The sequence below is a fragment of the Arthrobacter zhaoguopingii genome (assembly GCF_009828605.1).
Taxonomy (GTDB): domain Bacteria; phylum Actinomycetota; class Actinomycetes; order Actinomycetales; family Micrococcaceae; genus Arthrobacter_D; species Arthrobacter_D zhaoguopingii.
The window spans coordinates 98,621-116,473 of sequence record NZ_WIAE01000002.1 but is presented as its reverse complement, the minus strand read 5'-3'; the positions used below and the strand labels follow the sequence as shown (position 1 = coordinate 116,473).

Genomic DNA, 17,853 nt, shown 5'->3' with positions numbered 1-17,853 from the left:
GGTGCCAGTAAGGGCAGGCTTCCCCCGCAGTCGACCTCTACAAGGGCGGTTACTACGTACCGTAGAATAGCCGGGTGCACCATACAGCCGCCGCCCTGGTGATCGAGGGCCTCACCAAGGATTTCGGGCCGGTCCCCTCGCTCGACGGCCGGATGGTCCGGGTGCTCGACGGGGTCCACCTCGAGGCGGCGATGGGCAGCGTCACCGCGATCCTTGGCGCCAACGGGGCCGGCAAGACCACGACGCTCGAATGCGCGCAGGGCCTCCAGCGCCCCACCGCCGGCACGGTCCTGCTCCTCGGCGAGAACCCGCACCGCGCGAGTCCCCGGCTGCGCGCCCGTGTCGGAGTCATGCTGCAGGACGGCGGGCTGCCTCCTTCGGTGAAGCCGATGGCCCTGCTGCGCCATGTCGCCTCCATGTACGCTGATCCGCGGCCGATCGATGAGCTCGCCGAACGGCTGGGGATCGACGACTTCGGCGGCACGGCCATCCGCCGCCTCTCCGGCGGCCAGAAGCAGCGGCTCGCCCTCGCGTGCGCCCTGATCGGGCGGCCCGAGGTGCTCTTCCTGGATGAGCCCAGCGCCGGGCTCGACCCCCAGTCACGCACCATCGTGTTCGAACTGATTCAGGAACTGCGCGCGGCGGGACTCGCGATCATCCTCACCACCCACCTGCTCGACGACGCCCAGAAGCTTGCCGACTACGTCTACATCATGGAGGGCGGGCGCACCGTCGCCCAGGGCACCGTGGCCGACCTGACGGCCGGAGCAGCTCCGGAGAACTTCAGGGAACTGCGATTCCAGACCGTGCCCGGCCTTCAGATTCCGCCCGGAATTCTGCCGCACCTTCACCGCGCGGAACCGGAGCCGGGGCACTACCTGGTCAGCGGCGCCCTCACCGCGGCCGACTTCGCGGCCCTGGCCCAGTGGTGGGACTCCGAGGGGATCCTGCCGGTATCCGTGACCATGGCCCCTCGATCCCTCGAAGACGTTTTCCTCGACATCGCCGGACGGAGCATCCGATGACCTCTGCCGCCCCCCTCGCCCGGAGGGTGCTGCGCCACGGCGGCTACGAGGCCGCCGCGATGCTCCGCAACGGCGAACAGCTCGTGCTCGCCGTCGCCCTGCCCCTGCTGGCCCTCGCCGGCCTCGTGGCCACGCCCCTCCTCGACGGCTACGGTCCCAGCAGGATCGACACCGCGGCCCCGGGGGTGCTCGCTCTGTGCGTCATGTCGACGGCGTTCACCGGCCAGGGGATTGCGACCGGCTTCGACCGCAGGTACGGGGTGCTCCGGTTCCTCTCGACCACCCCGCTGGGCCGCTCCGGCCTGGTCTTCGGCAAGGCCGCGGCCGTGGCCGTGGTGCTGGCACTGCAGGTGGTGCTCATCGGCGGCGCCGCGGTTCTGATGGGCTGGCGCCCGGAGCTGGCGGGGATGCCCTGGGCGGTCCTGACCTTCGCCCTCGGCGCGGCCGCCTTCACCGCACTCGGCCTCCTCGTGGCCGGGACGCTGCGGCCGGAGGCGACGCTCGCGGTGACGAACCTGCTGTGGATCCTGCTGGCCGCCGCCGGAGGGATCATCCTTCCCGCCGCCGGACTTCCGGCCGCCGTCGAGCCGTTCGTGCGGATCCTGCCGTCTTCCGCGCTGGGCGACGGGCTGCGCGCCGCCTTCCTCGAGGGATCCTTTCATCCCCTGTCCTGCCTGATTCTGCTGGGCTGGGCCGCGGTGGCCAGTGCCGCCGCCGTCCGCTGGTTCCGATGGAGTTGAGAACATGCCGTCTTCTGCCCTGACCCGCCTGCGCTCCCGGCTCCCCGCCACCGAGACCCCCCTCGTCCGGCGGTTGGCCATCGCATCCCTGGTGTCCCAGATCGTCATCGTCGTCACCGGCGGAGCGGTGCGGCTCACCGCGTCGGGCCTTGGCTGCCCCGAGTGGCCGCGGTGCACCGCCGACTCGATCGTGAGCACCCCGGAGCTCGGCCTGCACGGGGTCATCGAGTTCGGCAACCGCCTGCTCACCTTTGTGCTGGTGGTGATCGCGGTCGCCATGCTGGTGTCCGTGCTCAACCTGCGCCGTCAGCGCCGGGATCTCTTCCGCCTCTCGGTGGCGCTCCTGGCGGGCATCCCCGCGCAGGCCGTGATCGGCGGCGTCACCGTGTGGACCGACCTGAACCCGTGGGTGGTCGGCTGGCACTTCCTGGTCTCCATGGCCCTGGTGACCGTCGCGACGGTGCTGGTGAACCGGACCCGGCTGACCACCGCCCAGAGCCGGGAGCGCCTGCCGCAGGCGGCCCCGCGGATCCTGCGCCAGCTCCTGGCGGTGATTGCCGTACTGACCGGGCTCGTCGTCGTGCTCGGGGTAATCGTGACCGGTTCGGGCCCCCACGCCGGAGATCACGGAGCCGCCCGGAACAACCTCGACCCGGAGCTGATGACCCGCATCCACGCCGCACCGGTCTACCTCCTGGTGATGACCGTGGCGCTGGCCGTGGCGCTGGCCTTCCGGTACCGGGTGGCGCCGGCCCTTCGCCGGTCGCTGGTGCTCTTTGCCGTCGTGGTCCTGGCCCAGGGCGCCGTGGGGTACGCCCAGCATTTCCTTCACCTGCCGGTGGGGCTGGTGGCCCTGCACCTGCTCGGTGCCTCCCTGCTGACCGCAGCGGCGGTCCACGCCGTCTACACGGGGTATACCCGGCAGCCGGCCGGCGCCGCTGCCGGGACTCCAGGGCAGGTCAGGACACCGGTCCGCTGAGGGCCAGCGCTTCCTCAACCACGTCAACGAGCCGAGCCAGTTCGCGCTGTTCGCTGCCCGGGACCGGGAGCAGCGGCAGGCGGGGATCCCCCGCGTCGATGCCGCAGACGCGCGCGAGCAGGTGCAGCCCGCTGATTTTGCGCAGGTTCACCACGTGCTGCACCACCGGTAGGAGCACCCTGCGGCACTCCGCCACACCGGCAGCGTCCCCCGCGGTGACCGCAGCGCGGAACCGGGCGTAATAGGCCGGAAGCAGCGCGGCCGGACCCGTGTGCCAGGCGTCCGCCGCCAGCTCCCCCGAGGCGATCAGCAGGTCGCCGCTCAGGCCGTGGCTGAAGCTGGCGTCCGTCAGCGAGCGGAGGCGGTCATACCGCTTCTGGAAGGAGTTAACGTCCGCGGCGGTGTCCTTGAACGCCACCACCGAGGGAAGCGCAAGGAGTTCCGCCACCAGTTCTAGCCCGTAGCTGAACTGGGTGGTGCTGGGGTTGTTGTAGAGGCAGATCGGCAGGTCGGTCGACTCCGCGACGGAGCGTACCTGGAAGGACACCTCATCCTCGGTCAGCGGCACATAGGAGACCGGCGAAAGGACCAGACCCGACGCTCCGGCACGTTCGGCGGAGCGGGCGGCCGCCAGCACCTCGCGGGTTCCCACGGAACTGATGCCGACCACCACCGGCACTGTACCTGCGGCCGCTTCGACGGCGGTGCGGGCCACCGCGTCGCGTTCGGCCGAACTGAGGAAGGCGAAGCTCCCGGAGGAACCGAGGACGGCGATGGTGTCGGCTCCCGAGACCGCCAGGGAGGAGACCAGGGCCGCGAGTTCGGGGGTGTTCACCCCGCCGTCGGCGGTGAAGGGCGTGATGGGGTAGGCGACGAGCCCGGTGAAAGTCATGCCCCCATGCTAACGGCGCAGGTCTCCCGCGCTAGAAGACGGGGCCGCCGACGAACGGGTCGATCGCCAGGGCGAGGAAGAGCACCGTGAGGTAGCTGATCGACCCATGGAAGACCTTCATGGCCGCCCGGTTCTCAAGGGTTCCCCGGCGGGCCTTGGCGTGAAGGCGGTGGGTCTCCCGGATGAACCAGGCGCCGGCAGCCGCGGCGGCCACCGTGTAGACCCAGCCGGCTCCGGCCGGCACCAGCAGCAGCGAGCACGCGACGGTCGCCCACGCATACAGGACGACCTGGACGGACACGACGCGCGCCCCGGCAATTGCCCCGAGCATCGGGACGTTCGCGGCGTTGTAGTCGTCGCTGTACTTCATCGACAGCGGCCAGTAGTGCGGGGGCGTCCAGAGGAAGATGATGAGGAACAGCACGACGGCGGGCCACTCAACCGAGTTCGTCACCGCAGCCCATGCGATCAGCACCGGCATGCAGCCGGCGGCACCGCCCCAGATGATGTTCTGCGCGGTCCGGCGCTTGAGGATGAGGGTGTAGACAACGACGTAGAGGAAGATCGCGGCGACGCCCAGCCAGGCCGCCAGCGGGTTCGCGCCCCACCACAGGATGCCGATGGCCGCGGCGCCGAGCGCCCAGGCGAAGACCAGCGCCTCCCGGGGGGTGACCTCCCCCGTCACCAGTGGGCGGTTCGCCGTCCGGTGCATCACCTTGTCCATGTCGCGGTCGATGTAGCAGTTGAAGGCGCCGGCGCTGCCGGCTGCGAACGCCCCACCCACCATGGTGGCGAGGATCAGCCCCGGGTGCGGGAACCCGCCGTGGGCGAAGATCATCGTGGGAAGGGTCGTCACCAGCAGGAGCTCGATCACCCGCGGCTTGGTCAGGGCGAGATAGGCCCTGGCTTTGCGCCCGACGCCCCGTCGGGCCCGGGGCGGCCGTGCCGGCGCAGAAACCTGCTGGGTCTTCACAAGGCAACACTTTCATTTCTTTTGGGGCAAAAGACAGAATCATCATACCCTTTTACGCCGCGTAGAAATCGGGCCCTATCTACCCCGCCGCGCGGGGTGGATGCCGGAAGCAACCACCCGTGATATTGCTCACCAACGTTTCGTGACTTTTTGGGGAATGGACGGCAACATCTCTGACTTGTTACCCAGTGAACTTCCTTTGATGCGAGGAAGGGATATGGTTGGTTTTGAAGCCCAAGGGGCCCTCCTGCGGGGGTGCCTGCATCACTGGGAATATACGGATAAATGCAGGATTCAACGGTGAACGGCCAGCAGGCTGCGGGTGCCTCCGCGTACCCCTGCCCCCAGCTCCCCACGGCGCCGTGGCGCTGGCCGACCTGGACAGAGAAAGGCCCGGTCAACGTGGCACAGATGCAAGAGCAGGAACTTAACTGGAGCGAACTGGACGATAAGGCGGTGGACACCATCCGCGTCCTCGCCGCGGACGCAGTGGAAAAGGTGGGCAACGGCCACCCGGGTACCGCGATGAGCCTTGCTCCCGCCGCCTACCTGCTCTTCCAGAAACTGATGCGCCATGATCCGTCCGACCCGGAATGGACCGGCCGCGACAGGTTCGTCCTCTCCCCCGGCCACACGTCGCTGACTCTCTACATCCAGTTGTACCTGGCCGGTTACGGCCTGGAACTCGATGACCTCAAGGCGCTGCGCACCTGGGGATCGCAGACCCCGGGGCACCCCGAATACCGCCACACCAAGGGCGTGGAGATCACGACCGGCCCGCTGGGCCAGGGCCTGGCAACCTCCGTCGGTTTCGCCTTCGGCCAGCGCCGCCAGCGCGGCATGTTCGACCCCGAAGCCCCCCAGGGTGAGAGCCCCTTCGACCACACCATCTGGGTCATCGCCTCCGACGGCGACCTCCAGGAGGGCGTCACCTCCGAGGCCTCCTCGCTGGCCGGCCACCAGGAGCTCGGCAACCTCGTGGTGATCTATGACGAGAACCACATCTCCATCGAGGATGACACCGACATCGCCTTCACCGAGGACGTGCTGAAGCGCTATGAGGCGTACGGTTGGCACGTCCAGCGGGTCGACTGGACGAAGACCGGGGAGTACGTCGAGGACGTCGCCGAGCTGTATGCCGCCCTGGTCGCGGCGAAGAATGAAACCTCGAAGCCCTCGATCGTGTCCCTCCGGACGATCATCGGCTGGCCTGCCCCCAACAAGCAGAACACCGGCAAGATCCACGGCTCGGCCCTCGGCAAGGATGAGGTGGCCGCGCTGAAGCAGGCCCTGGGCTTCGACCCGGAGAAGCACTTCGACGTCGACCCCGAGGTCCTGGCGCACGCCCGGAAGGTCGTTGAACGCGGCACCAGCGCCCACGCCGACTGGGACACCACGTTCGACGCCTGGCGTGGAGCCCACCCGGACGAGGCGAAGATGCTCGAGCGCATCGCCTCCCGCACCCTCCCCGAAGGTTGGGAGGAGGCACTGCCCGAGTTCCCCGCCGGCAAGGACATGTCCACCCGCGCCGCCTCCGGCAAGGTCCTCACCGCCATCGGCCCGGTCCTTCCGGAACTGTGGGGCGGCTCCGCCGACCTCGCCGAGTCGAACAACACCACCATTGAAGGCTCCCCGTCATTCGTGCCGACGAGCCGGCAGACCGAGGCATGGTCGGGCAACCCGTACGGACGGGTGCTGCACTTCGGCATCCGCGAGCACGCCGCCGCAGCCATCGTCAACGGCATCGTCATGCACAGCAGCACCCGCGCGTTCTCCGGCACCTTCCTGATCTTCAGCGACTACCAGCGGCCGGCAGTGCGCCTCGGCGCCCTGATGGGCGTGCCGGCGATCTACGTCTGGACGCACGACTCCATCGGCCTCGGCGAAGACGGACCGACCCACCAGCCCGTTGAGCAGCTCTCCTCGCTGCGCGCCATCCCCGGCCTCGACGTCGTGCGCCCCGGTGACGCCAACGAGGTCGCCGTGGCCTGGCGGACCATCCTGGAGAACACCCAGAACCCCGCTGGCATCGTGCTGACCCGGCAGAACATCCCCACGTACGAGCGCGGCGACGGCGCAGCCACCGGTGACACCTTCGGTTCGGCCGAAGGCGTGGCCAAGGGCGCGTACATCCTCGCCGAGGCACGCAACGGCGCCCCCGAGGTCATCCTGATGGCCACGGGTTCCGAGGTGCAGCTGGCCGTCTCGGCCCGCGAAACCCTCGAAGCCGAAGGCATCGCCACCCGCGTCGTCTCGGTGCCCTCGCTCGAGTGGTTCAACAGCCAGGACGAGGCGTACCGCGAGTCGGTGCTGCCGCGCAGCCTCCGCGCCAGGGTGTCCGTCGAAGCGGGCGTGGCCCAGAGCTGGCAGGGCCTGCTCGGGGACGCCGGCCGTGCCGTGTCCCTCGAGCACTACGGTGCCTCGGCCGACTACAAGACCCTCTACCGCGAGTTCGGCATCACCGCGGAGGCCGTCGTGGCCGCCGCCCGCGACTCAATCAGCGCCGCCGCCGGCACCCCGCTGGCAGCCAACGGCACCCCGGCGATGCCGTCGGGCGCCCGCGCCACCGAGACCGGCGACCACCAGTAGCCCGTCCGCTTCCGTCCGACACAAGTGTCCGTGAACGCGGACTCAAAGGAGAATCAAATGACTTCCAACCCAACGGCCGACCTTTCCTCGGCCGGCGTCTCGATCTGGCTCGATGACCTGTCCCGCGAACGCATCAACTCCGGTGCCTTCAAGCGGCTCATCGAAGAGCTCAACGTCGTCGGTGTCACCACCAACCCCAGCATCTTCGCCGCCGCACTGAAGCAGGGCGAGTCCTACGCCTCCCAGGTCGGCGCCCTGGCCCAGGCCGGCGCCACGCTCGACCAGGCGGTCTTCGACATCACCACCCACGACGTCGCCCAGGCCTGCGACATTTTCGCCGAAGCTGCGAAGCGCACCGGCGGCTTCGACGGCCGCGTCTCGATCGAGGTCGACCCCCGCCTGGCCCGCGATACCAAGGGAACCATCGAGGAGGCCAAGCGACTCCACGCCAAGGTCCAGCGCACCAACGTCCTGATCAAGATCCCTGCCACCGTCGAAGGCCTTGAGGCGATCTCGGAGACCATCGCGGCGGGAATCAGCGTCAACGTCACCCTGATCTTCTCGCTCGAGCGCTACCGCGAGGTCATCAACGCTTACCTGGTCGGCCTTGAGAAGGCGAAGGAGAACGGGCACGACCTGAGCAAGATCCACTCCGTCGCCTCCTTCTTTGTCTCCCGCGTCGACGCCGAGATCGACGGACGCCTCGACGCCCTGGGCACCCCCGAAGCCAAGGCCCTCAAGGGCAAGGCCGGGCTCGCCAACGCCCGTCTGGCCTACCAGGTGTACGAGGAGCAGTTCGCCACCGAGCGCTGGCAGGTCCTCGCCGGTGCCGGCGCGAACCCCCAGCGTCCGCTGTGGGCCTCCACCGGGGTCAAGGACCCGTCACTGCCCGACACCCTGTACGTGACCGGCCTTGTCGCGCAGGGCGTCGTCAACACGATGCCGGAGAAGACCCTGGAGGCGACTGCCGACCACGGCGTCATCGAAGGCGACACGGTCACCGGCACCTACGAGGAGTCCAACACCATCCTCAACGACCTCGATGGCCTGGGGATCTCCTACAAGGAGGTCGTCGAGCAGCTCGAGACCGAAGGCCTCGACAAGTTCGTGACCAGCTGGTCCGAACTCCTCGAGACCGTCCAGACCGCACTCGACACCGAAGGACGCTGATAGCGATGGGTTCATTCGAGCTCGCCGCCTCCGGCGCGGCCGCGGACGCGATCGACGCATCACTTTCCACCCTGGTCGAGGACAAGGTCGCCTCCCGGCTCATGGCCAAGGACGCCACCCTCTGGGGCCCCGACGCCGAGCCTGAGGCCTCCATCCGCCTCGGCTGGATCGACCTGTTTGACGAGTCACGCGCGCTGATCCCGCAGATCGCACAGCTCCGCGGGGAGCTCGCGGCCGAGGGCGTCTCCCGGTTCGTGCTGTGCGGCATGGGCGGGTCCTCCCTGGCCCCCGAGGTCATCACCCGGACCGCGGGGGTCGACCTCGTGGTCCTCGACTCGACCGACCCCGACCAGGTCAGCGCCGCCCTCGCGGAGCGCCTCGCCGAGACGGCGATCGTGGTGTCCTCGAAGTCGGGCTCCACCGTTGAAACCGACTCGCAGCGCCGGGCCTTCGAGAAGGCGTTCACCGACGCCGGCATCGATGCGAAGTCCCGCATCATCATCGTCACCGATCCCGGTTCGCCGCTCGACGGTTCAGCGAGGGAGGCCGGCTACCGCCAGGTCTTCAACGCCAACCCGCACGTCGGCGGACGCTACTCGGCCCTGACCGCGTTCGGACTGGTCCCCTCGGGCCTTGCCGGCGCCGACATCGAAGCCCTCATGGCCGATGCCGAGGAGATCTCCGAGTTCCTCAGTGAGGACGGCCCCGACAACGCCGGCCTGCGGCTGGGCGCCGTGCTCGGCGGCACCAAGCCGCTGCGCGACAAGATCGTCTTCGCCGACGGCGGCTCCGGCCTGCCGGGCTTCGCCGACTGGGCCGAGCAGCTCATCGCGGAGTCAACCGGGAAGCTCGGCACGGGCCTGCTGCCCGTCGTGGCCTCCCTGGACTCCCCCGAGGTCGCCACGGTGGCCGACGACGTCGTCCCGGTCGTCCTGGCCGGTTCCGACGCCGAGGTGTCCGCCGACGGACAGACCCGCGCGGTGGTGAGTGGATCGCTGGGAAGCCAGATGTTCGTCTGGGAGTTCGCCACCGCGGTCGCGGGCCGGCTGCTGGGAATCAACCCCTTCGACCAGCCCGACGTGGAGGCGGCGAAGAAGGCCGCCCGCGGCCTACTTGACTCCCAGCCCGCTCCGGCTCCGGCGAACTTCGTCGACGGCGCCATCGAGATCCGCGGCGACGCGGAACTGCTCGGTGACGCCACCACCGTCGGGGACGCCCTCCAGGCTCTCCTGGGCACCCTCGAACCCACCGGCTACCTGTCGGTTCAGGCCTACCTGGACCGGCACGCCCAGGCACCGCTCGAGGAACTGCGCAGCCCGCTGGCCGCCCTGACCGGCCGGCCCGTCACCTTCGGCTGGGGCCCGCGGTTCCTCCACTCGACCGGCCAGTTCCACAAGGGTGGCCCGGCCTCCGGGGTGTACCTCCAGATCACCGGCGCCGCCGGCTCCGACCTGGAGATCCCGGGACTGCCCTTCACCTTCGGGGAACTGATCTCGGCCCAGGCCGCCGGGGACGCCCAGGTGCTCGAGACCCACGGCCGGCCCGTGGTCCGCCTGCACCTGACAGACCGCGCGGCGGGGCTGAGCCAGCTCAGCGGCGTCATTGACTTCCTGGCCGGAGCCGGCCGGGAATCCCAGCAGAACGGCTAGCCATGCACGAGACCCTTCCCCCCAAACAGGCAAACCCCCTGCGGGATCCCCGCGACCGGCGCCTGAGCCGGATCGCGGGGCCGTCGTCGCTGGTGCTCTTCGGAGTCACCGGTGACCTCGCCCGCAAGAAGCTCATGCCCGCCGTGTACGACCTCGCCAACCGCGGCCTGCTCCCGCCCAGCTTCGCCCTCATCGGGTTCGGCCGGCGCGACTGGACGCACGAGCAGTTCGCCGAGGAGGTCCGAAACTCCGTCAAGCAGTATGCGCGCACCCCGTTTAACGACACGGTGTGGGAGCAGCTCGAGGCCGGAATCCGTTTCGTCCAAGGCAACTTCGACGACGACGACGCGTACGTCCGCCTCCAGGAGTCGCTGAGCGAGCTTGACGAGACCCGGGGAACGCGCGGAAACCACGCGTTCTACCTCTCGATCCCGCCGAAGGCCTTCGAGATTGTGTGCCAGAAGCTGTCCGAGCACGGGCTCGCCGAGCCCCGAGACGGCCAGTGGCGGCGCGTTGTCATCGAAAAGCCGTTCGGACACAACCTCGAGTCGGCCCGGGAACTGAACAACATCGTCGAGCAGGTCTTCCCGCCGGACGCGGTGTTCCGCATCGACCACTACCTTGGCAAGGAGACGGTCCAGAACATCCTGGCCCTGCGCTTCGCCAACCAGCTGTTCGAGCCGCTGTGGAACGCCAACTATGTCGACCACGTGCAGATCACCATGGCCGAGGACATCGGCATCGGCGGACGCGCCGGGTACTACGACGGCGTCGGCGCCGCTCGGGACGTCATTCAGAACCACCTGCTGCAGCTGCTCGCCCTCACGGCCATGGAGGAGCCCATCTCCTTCAACGCCGAGGACCTGCGCGCGGAGAAGGAGAAGGTCCTCGCCGCCGTGCGGCTCCCCGAGGACCTGACCTGCTACTCCGCCCGCGGCCAGTACGACAGCGGCTGGCAGGGCGGCGAGGAGGTCAAGGGCTTCCTCGACGAGGACGGCATCCCGGCCGATTCCACGACGGAGAGCTTCGCCGCGATCCGCCTGGACATCAACACCCGCCGGTGGAGCGGTGTGCCGTTCTACCTGCGCGCCGGCAAGCGCCTTGGCCGCCGCGTCACGGAAATCGCGGTCGTGTTCAAGCGCGCCCCGAACCTGCTTTTCCTCGACCACAACGAGGACGACTTCGGCCAGAACGCCGTCGTCATCCGCGTCCAGCCCGACGAGGGGGCGACGATCCGGTTCGGTTCGAAGGTTCCGGGCACGCAAATGGAGGTCCGCGACGTCACCATGGACTTCGGGTACGGCCACTCCTTCACGGAGTCCAGCCCCGAGGCCTACGAGCGGCTGATCCTCGATGTGCTGCTGGGCGAACCGCCGCTGTTCCCGCGCCAGCAGGAGGTCGAACTGTCCTGGCAGATCCTGGATCCCTTCGAGAAGTTCTGGGCGTCGCTGGACGAGCAGCCCGAAAAGTACAGGCCGGGCAGTTGGGGTCCATCCTCCGCCGATGAGCTGCTGGCCGCCGATGGCAGAAGCTGGAGAAGGCCATGATCGTAGATCTTCCGAATACCACCACCTCGAAGGTCTCCAAGGAGATCACGAGCCTGCGCGACCGGGGCGGCGTCGTCGCCCTCGGCCGGGTGCTCACCCTCGTGGTGATCACCCGCGCCGGGGCCGAGGAGGAGGCGATCCGGGCAGCGAACGAAGCGAGCCGGGAGCACCCCTGCCGCATCATCGTGCTGGCCCAGGGATCGCCCGATGACCCCACGCGCCTCGACGGCCAGATCCGGGTGGGCGGTGACGCCGGCGCCTCCGAGGTGATCGTGCTCCGCGGCTCCGGGGACCTGGCAAACGAGAATGAGTCCCTCGTGTCGGCCCTGCTGCTGCCGGACGCCCCAATCGTGGCCTGGTGGCCGCACCACATGCCGGCGGCGGCGGCCCAGACCTCCATCGGGGCCATCGCCCACCGCCGGATCACCGATTCCTCCAACGAGGCGGACCCGGCCGCGGCGCTGTTCACCCTGCAGAAGACCTATTCAGCAGGCGACACGGACCTGGCCTGGACGCGCCTGACGAACTGGCGCATTCAGCTCGCGGCCGTCCTCGACCAGGCCGAACCGTCGACGATCACCGAGGTGACGGTCGAAGGCGCCGAGGATTCCCCCAGCACGGTCCTCCTGGCCGCGTGGCTGACCCAGGCACTGGATGCGCCGGTGACGATTGCCGCCGGTCCCGCCGGTACCGGGCTGCACCGGGTTCGGCTCGCCCGGGACAACGGGGACATCGAGCTTCACCGTCCGGGCCGGGATGTGGCCGAGCTGCACCAGCCCGGCCAGCCGGTCCAGCGGATTTCGCTGCCGCGCCGCAGCCTTGAGGAGTGCCTCGCCGAGGAGCTTCGTCGACTTGACCCGGACGACGTATTCGGGGAAGTTATCACCGAAGGCCTTGCGAAAACGAACCTAAGGAGCGTACAGACCAGTGAACGCTGAGCCAAAGATCAGTATCCACCCCGGCCCGACCCTGCTTGCCGCCTCAGTGGCGTCTCGCCTGATCACCCGACTCGTCGATGTGCAGAACGAGCGCGGGACGGCCACGGTGGTGCTGACCGGAGGCTCCATCGGCACGGCTGCCCTGAAGGCCGTGTGGGACTCCCCCACCTGCCGGACGGTGGACTGGTCGCAGGTGCACTTCTGGTGGGGCGACGAGCGGTTCCTGCCGGCCGGTCATCCCGACCGCAATGCGGTGCAGGCCCGTGAGGCACTGCTGAACCACCTTGCCGTGGATCCGGCGAAGGTCCACGAGTTCGGCTCCAGCGACCAGTTCCCCGACCAGGACGCCGCCGCCGCCGATTACGCGGCACGGCTGCAGGAAGCGGCCGACGCGGAAGCGTTGGACGACGCCGCCGATCCGCGGCTCCCGCGGTTCGACGTGCTGATGCTCGGCGTCGGCCCGGACGCCCACATCGCCTCGCTCTTCCCGGAGCTGGCGGGGATCCGGACGAAGGGCTCGACCGTCGTGGGCGTCGCCGACGCACCCAAGCCGCCGCCGGAGAGGATCTCCCTCACGCTGGAGAGCATTCGCTCGGCGGAGGAGGTCTGGCTGGCGGTGGCCGGTGAGGACAAGGCCGGAGCGGTGGGCCTGGCCCTTGCCGGTGCCGGTTCTGTCCAGGTTCCCGCCGCCGGTGCCCGCGGCCGGAACAAGACCCTGTGGCTGATCGACCAGGAGGCTGCCGTGCAGCTCCCGGGCCGCCTGATCAACCGCGAGGACGCCGAGCAGTAGCAGGCCCTCGGGCGGACACGCTCGCCCGCTGACGACAAAGCCCCGCCGCTTCCATCCGGAAGCGGCGGGGCTTTCTCGTTAGGGCTTGACTGTTCGTTCCGGTGACGTGCGGTTCATTCCGCACGCTGCGGGGTCGGGGCGGTCCTGAGGGTCAGGAGTCGCCGAGGAACCGCTGGATCAGTCCAAGAGCGATGATCACGGTGCCCCAGGCCAGGCCCAGCGCCACGGTGAAACGGTTCAGGTTGCGCTCGGCAACTCCTGAGGAGCCCATGCTTGAGGTCATGCCGCCGCCGAACATGTCGGACATGCCGCCGCCGCGGCCCTTGTGCAGCAGGATCAGCAGCGTCAGGAGCAGGCTGGTGACGCCCAGCAGTACGAGCAGGATGATTCGGAGAATTTCCACGGGGCCCTTTCAAGGCTGAGACCCGCCGGTGGCGGGGAGGCGCGACTAGCCTGTGACCAGGTGCTGTTCGAACCTGACAATACTAGCAAACTCGGACACGTCGAGGCTCGCACCGCCGACGAGCACGCCGTCGACGTCGCGTTCCTTGAGGATCGCTCCGGCGTTGGCGGCCTTGACCGATCCGCCATAGAGCAGGCGGACCTTCGCGGCCGTGTCGCCGTCGAAGAGTTCGCCCAGTTCGGCGCGGATCGCCGCGCACATCTCCTGGGCGTCCTGCGGTCCGGCCACCTCGCCGGTGCCGATCGCCCAGACGGGCTCGTAGGCCACGACAAGCCCGGCGGCCTGACCGGCGTCGAGGCCGGCCACGCCCCGGCGGAGCTGTTCGAGGGTGTGCTCCACGTGGGTGCCGGCCTGGCGGATCTCAAGGCCCTCCCCGACGCAGAGCACGGGCACGAGGTCGTGCCGGTACGCGGCGTGCACCTTGGTGTTGAGCAGCTCGTCGGATTCGGCGTGGACAGTGCGGCGCTCGGAATGGCCCACCAGCACGTACGTGCAGCCGAGGCGCTTCAGGAACTGCCCGGAGATGTCCCCGGTGTAGGCGCCGGAGTCGTGCGGGGAGAGGTCCTGCCCGCCGTACACCACGGGCAGGTCGTCGCCCTTCACGAGGGTCTGCACACCGCGCAGGTCGGTGAACGGAGGGAACACCGACACCTCAACCCTGCCGAAGTCGTGGTTGGCGTCGTCGAGGGTCCACGCGAGCTTCTGCAGGAACGTGATGGCCTGGACATGGTCAAGGTTCATCTTCCAGTTACCGGCGATCAGGGGGCGCCGGTCGAATACGCCGTTCGTCGAGGTGGTCATAGCGAACTCTCTTTCAGTCGTCAGGAGCCGCAGGACCCACCCGTGCGGGCGGGTCCTGCGGCGGAAATGTTCCCGTGCCGGTGGCCTCAGGCGCGCTCGAGCGCCGTCAGGCCGGGAAGCTCCTTGCCTTCGAGGTATTCGAGGCTTGCCCCACCTCCGGTGGAGATGTGGCCGAACTGGGAGTCCTCGAACCCGAGGCCCCGGACCGCGGCGGCGGAGTCTCCCCCACCCACCACCGTCAGGGCGCCGTTGTGCTGCGCCTCGACGAGGGCCTGCGCAACCACGCGGGTCCCCTCGGCGAACGCCTCGAACTCGAACACGCCCATGGGCCCGTTCCAGAACACGGTCTTCGCCTGCGCGATGTGCGCCGCGAAATCGGAGCCGCTGGCCGGTCCGATGTCGAGGCCGATCCCGCCGGCGCCGTAGGGGCCGGACTCGATCGCATCCGCCGCCAGCACACTGGAGCCGGCGTCGGCCGCGAACTTCTCGGCGACCACGATATCCGTCGGGAAGACGAACTCGGTGCCCGCCTCGGCCGCCCGGTCGAGGTAGCCGCGCACCGTATCCAGCTGGTCGGCCTCAAGCAGGCAGCCACCCACCTTGTGCCCCTGGGCGGCCAGGAATGTGAAGACCATTCCTCCGCCGATCAGGAGCCGGTCGGCCTTGCCCAGCAGGTTCTCGATGACCGCCAGCTTGTCGGAGACCTTCGATCCGCCCAGGACGACCACGAAAGGCCGCTCGGGGTCCGTGGTCAGCCGCTGGAGCACCTCGACCTCCGCCTTTACCAGGTCGCCCTGGTAGGAGGGAAGGATCGCGGCGAGGTCGTACACGCTTGCATGCTTGCGGTGCACGGCACCGAAAGCGTCGTTGACGTACGCCCCCGAGCTGCCGGCGAGCCCCGCGAGCTCGTGTGCGAGTGCTGCGCGTTCGCCCTCGTCCTTGCTGGTCTCGCGCGGGTCGAACCGCACGTTCTCGAGCACCAGGACCTCACCGTCGGAGAGGGCCTGGGCTGCTGCCCGTGCCTGCTCGCCGGCGGTATCCCCCGCGAGCGTCACGGGGAAGTCCGCAAGCTCGGCCAGGCGGTCGACGGCGGGGCGGAGCGAATACTTCGCCTCGGGCGCACCCTTGGGACGCCCGAGGTGAGCCATCACGATGACGGCGGCGCCTGCCTCGCTGAGCTTGCGCAGCACGGGAAGCGACGCCCGGAGGCGCCCGTCGTCGGTGACCCGCTGGGAGCCGTCAAGGGGAACGTTGAGGTCCGAGCGGACCAGGATCCGCCGGCCGCGGACCCCTTCCGCCAGGAGGTCGTCAATCGATGCGTAGCCCACCGGGTCAGGAGAGCTTGGAAGCGACGATTCCGGTGAGGTCAACGAGGCGGTTCGAGTAGCCCCACTCGTTGTCGTACCAGGACACAACCTTGACCTGGTTGCCGATGACCTTGGTCAGCCCGGAGTCGAAGATCGAGGACGCCGGGTCTCCGACGATGTCCGAGGACACGATCGGGTCCTCGGTGTAGGTCAGGTAGCCCTTCAGGGGGCCTTCGGCGGCGGCCTTGTAGGCGGCGTTGACCTCGTCGACGGTGACCTCCCGGCCGACCGTGACGGTCAGGTCGGTGGCCGAGCCGGTGGGTACGGGGACGCGGATGGCATACCCGTCGAGCTTGCCCTTGAGCTCGGGCAGGACCAGGCCGATGGCCTTGGCGGCTCCGGTGGAGGTCGGCACCATGTTGATGCCGGCCGCGCGGGCGCGGCGCAGGTCCTTGTGCGGCCCGTCCTGGAGGTTCTGGTCAGCCGTGTAGGCGTGGACGGTGGTCATCAGACCGCGTTCGATGCCGAATGAGTCCTGGAGGACCTTCGCCAGCGGGCCCAGGCAGTTGGTGGTGCAGGAGGCATTGGAGATGATGTGGTGGTTCGCCGGGTCGTAGTCCCCGTCATTGACGCCCAGGACCACGGTGAAGTCCTCGTCGGAGGCCGGAGCCGAGATCAGGACCTTCTTCGCCCCCGCGTCGATGTGCTTCTGCGCATCGGAGGCCTTGGTGAAGAACCCCGTGGATTCGATCACGATGTCAACGCCCAGGTCGGCCCAGGGCAGGCTTGCGGGGTCGCGCTCGGCAAGGACCTTGATCCGCTTGCCGTCGACCACGAGGTCCCCGCCGTCGGCCTCAACGCTCACGCCCAGGCGCCCTGCAACGGAGTCGTACTTGAGCAGGTGGGCCAGGGTCTCGGGGCTGGTGAGGTCATTGACCGCCACGATTTCCAGGTCCGCGCCCTGATCGAGCACCGCCCTGAAGTAGTTACGGCCGATCCGGCCAAAGCCATTGATTCCAATACGGGTAGTCACTGGTTTCCATCTCCTTATTAAGTGAGGCTGCCGGGCCTCCGGCCTGTCCGGCCGGTCCGGCAGCTGCTTGCGCTGCACGCCGTTGTGCGGGTCCGATGATCCTTTTCGGTCCATCAGGTTCTGCGGTGCGTCGGGGCGGGGGCCTGCGCCCCCACCCCGACGCGCGTGCCCGACCCGCAGGGGCGGGCACAGGCGGAACGCAACCGGGCGTTAGACGCCGGGGACGACCAGGCTCGATGCGCCGGACCGGGCGCGGTCAAACCGTGCCGCGACGTCGGTCCAGTTCACGATATTCCAGAAGGCCTTGACGTAATCGGCCTTGACATTCACGTAGTCGAGGTAGAAGGCGTGCTCCCACATGTCGAGCATGAGCAGCGGAATGGTTCCGACCGGAACGTTGCCCTGCTGATCGTAGAGCTGCTCGATCACGATGTTGCCGCCGAGCGGCTCGTAGGCGAGGACCGCCCAGCCGGAGCCCTGAAGGCTGATGGCGGCGGCGTTGAAGTGGCTGCGGAAGGCCTCGAAGGAACCGAACGCGTCGTCGAGTGCGGCAGCCAGCTCACCGGTGGGGAGGTCCCCTCCGTCCGGGGAGAGGTTCTTCCAGAAGATCGAGTGGTTGGTGTGGCCGCCAAGGTGGAAGGCCAGGTCCTTCGACAGCTTGGGAATATTCCCAAATTCACCCTTTTCGCGGGCCTCCGCCAGCTGTGCCAGCGCGTCGTTGGCACCCTTGACATAGGTGGCGTGGTGCTTGCTGTGGTGCAGCTCCATAATCCGCGCGGAGATATGCGGTTCAAGGGCCGCATAATCATAATCAAGGTCGGGCAGCATGTACTGGCTCACGAATTTCCTCCATCTAATGGTGTACCTTTCCGGGGCCGCTTCCGGGCCGGTGAAGGCCGGAGAAGAACCGCCGTGGTCCCGCCGCCGAAGCGGCAGGCTTGCCCTCCCATCCTATGC

General features: G+C 68.7%; 16 protein-coding genes. 9 read left to right on the top strand and 7 right to left on the bottom strand.

What is annotated here, in order from left to right:
* Window positions 1–152: 152 nt before the first annotated feature.
* Genes GVV77_RS03375 through GVV77_RS03365 form a run of 3 tightly spaced genes read left to right on the top strand, consistent with a single transcriptional unit; the run spans window position 153 to window position 2,744 of the window.
* The gene (locus GVV77_RS03375; RefSeq protein WP_159616969.1) at window positions 153–1,025 is read left to right on the top strand and encodes an ABC transporter ATP-binding protein; all 873 of its coding nucleotides are present in this window, start codon (window positions 153–155) and stop codon (window positions 1,023–1,025) included.
* On the top strand, window positions 1,022–1,765 hold the full coding sequence (locus GVV77_RS03370) for an ABC transporter permease (protein ID WP_159616370.1): 744 nt from the start codon (window positions 1,022–1,024) through the stop codon (window positions 1,763–1,765). Before GVV77_RS03375 ends, GVV77_RS03370 begins: the two co-directional genes overlap by 4 nt.
* Before the next feature lie 4 nt (window positions 1,766–1,769).
* Window positions 1,770–2,744, top strand: a complete 975-nt coding sequence (locus GVV77_RS03365; protein ID WP_159616369.1) for a COX15/CtaA family protein — start codon at window positions 1,770–1,772, stop codon at window positions 2,742–2,744.
* Here GVV77_RS03365 and GVV77_RS03360 read toward each other — a convergent pair.
* Together GVV77_RS03360 and GVV77_RS03355 are read right to left on the bottom strand one after the other, a co-directional pair.
* Entirely contained in the window at window positions 2,725–3,636 is a 912-nt protein-coding gene (locus GVV77_RS03360) for a dihydrodipicolinate synthase family protein (protein WP_159616368.1), read from the bottom strand. The genes GVV77_RS03365 and GVV77_RS03360 overlap by 20 nt on opposite strands.
* Before the next feature lie 31 nt (window positions 3,637–3,667).
* A complete protein-coding gene (locus GVV77_RS03355; protein WP_159616367.1) occupies window positions 3,668–4,609 on the bottom strand; it encodes a heme o synthase in 942 nt (313 codons plus the stop codon).
* Between the two features lie 411 nt (window positions 4,610–5,020).
* Here GVV77_RS03355 and tkt point away from each other — a divergent pair, with 411 nt between their 5' ends.
* Genes tkt through pgl form a run of 6 tightly spaced genes read left to right on the top strand, consistent with a single transcriptional unit; the run spans window position 5,021 to window position 13,292 of the window.
* Window positions 5,021–7,198: a transketolase gene (gene tkt, locus GVV77_RS03350; protein WP_159616967.1), complete on the top strand. Its 2,178-nt coding sequence runs from the start codon at window positions 5,021–5,023 to the stop codon at window positions 7,196–7,198.
* Window positions 7,199–7,255: 57 nt separating this feature from the next.
* Window positions 7,256–8,368, top strand: a complete 1,113-nt coding sequence (gene tal, locus GVV77_RS03345; protein WP_159616366.1) for a transaldolase — start codon at window positions 7,256–7,258, stop codon at window positions 8,366–8,368.
* Window positions 8,369–8,373: 5 nt separating this feature from the next.
* A complete protein-coding gene (locus tag GVV77_RS03340; protein ID WP_159616365.1) occupies window positions 8,374–10,017 on the top strand; it encodes a glucose-6-phosphate isomerase in 1,644 nt (547 codons plus the stop codon).
* Between the two features lie 2 nt (window positions 10,018–10,019).
* A complete protein-coding gene (gene zwf, locus GVV77_RS03335; RefSeq protein WP_159616363.1) occupies window positions 10,020–11,564 on the top strand; it encodes a glucose-6-phosphate dehydrogenase in 1,545 nt (514 codons plus the stop codon).
* Window positions 11,561–12,502 (top strand): glucose-6-phosphate dehydrogenase assembly protein OpcA, encoded by a 942-nt coding sequence (locus tag GVV77_RS03330; RefSeq protein ID WP_159616361.1) that lies wholly within the window; start codon window positions 11,561–11,563, stop codon window positions 12,500–12,502. The genes zwf and GVV77_RS03330 overlap by 4 nt, the downstream gene beginning before the upstream one ends.
* A complete protein-coding gene (pgl, locus tag GVV77_RS03325) occupies window positions 12,492–13,292 on the top strand; it encodes a 6-phosphogluconolactonase (RefSeq protein WP_159616359.1) in 801 nt (266 codons plus the stop codon). Before GVV77_RS03330 ends, pgl begins: the two co-directional genes overlap by 11 nt.
* A 151-nt stretch (window positions 13,293–13,443) precedes the next feature.
* On the opposite strand, the gene secG is transcribed toward pgl, so the two are convergent.
* The 5 genes from secG to GVV77_RS03300 form a co-directional block, all read right to left on the bottom strand.
* Entirely contained in the window at window positions 13,444–13,695 is a 252-nt protein-coding gene (secG, locus tag GVV77_RS03320; RefSeq protein ID WP_159616358.1) for a preprotein translocase subunit SecG, read from the bottom strand.
* 45 nt (window positions 13,696–13,740) lie between these two features.
* A complete protein-coding gene (gene tpiA / locus GVV77_RS03315; RefSeq protein WP_159616357.1) occupies window positions 13,741–14,556 on the bottom strand; it encodes a triose-phosphate isomerase in 816 nt (271 codons plus the stop codon).
* An 86-nt stretch (window positions 14,557–14,642) separates the two neighbouring features.
* The gene (locus GVV77_RS03310; RefSeq protein WP_159616356.1) at window positions 14,643–15,884 is read right to left on the bottom strand and encodes a phosphoglycerate kinase; all 1,242 of its coding nucleotides are present in this window, start codon (window positions 15,882–15,884) and stop codon (window positions 14,643–14,645) included.
* Between the two features lie 4 nt (window positions 15,885–15,888).
* Window positions 15,889–16,896 carry a type I glyceraldehyde-3-phosphate dehydrogenase gene (gene gap, locus GVV77_RS03305; protein WP_159616355.1) on the bottom strand — a complete coding sequence of 336 codons (1,008 nt, stop codon included), beginning with the start codon at window positions 16,894–16,896 and terminating at the stop codon, window positions 15,889–15,891.
* 210 nt (window positions 16,897–17,106) lie between these two features.
* The gene (locus tag GVV77_RS03300; protein ID WP_159616354.1) at window positions 17,107–17,736 is read right to left on the bottom strand and encodes a superoxide dismutase; all 630 of its coding nucleotides are present in this window, start codon (window positions 17,734–17,736) and stop codon (window positions 17,107–17,109) included.
* Window positions 17,737–17,853 lie beyond the last annotated feature (117 nt).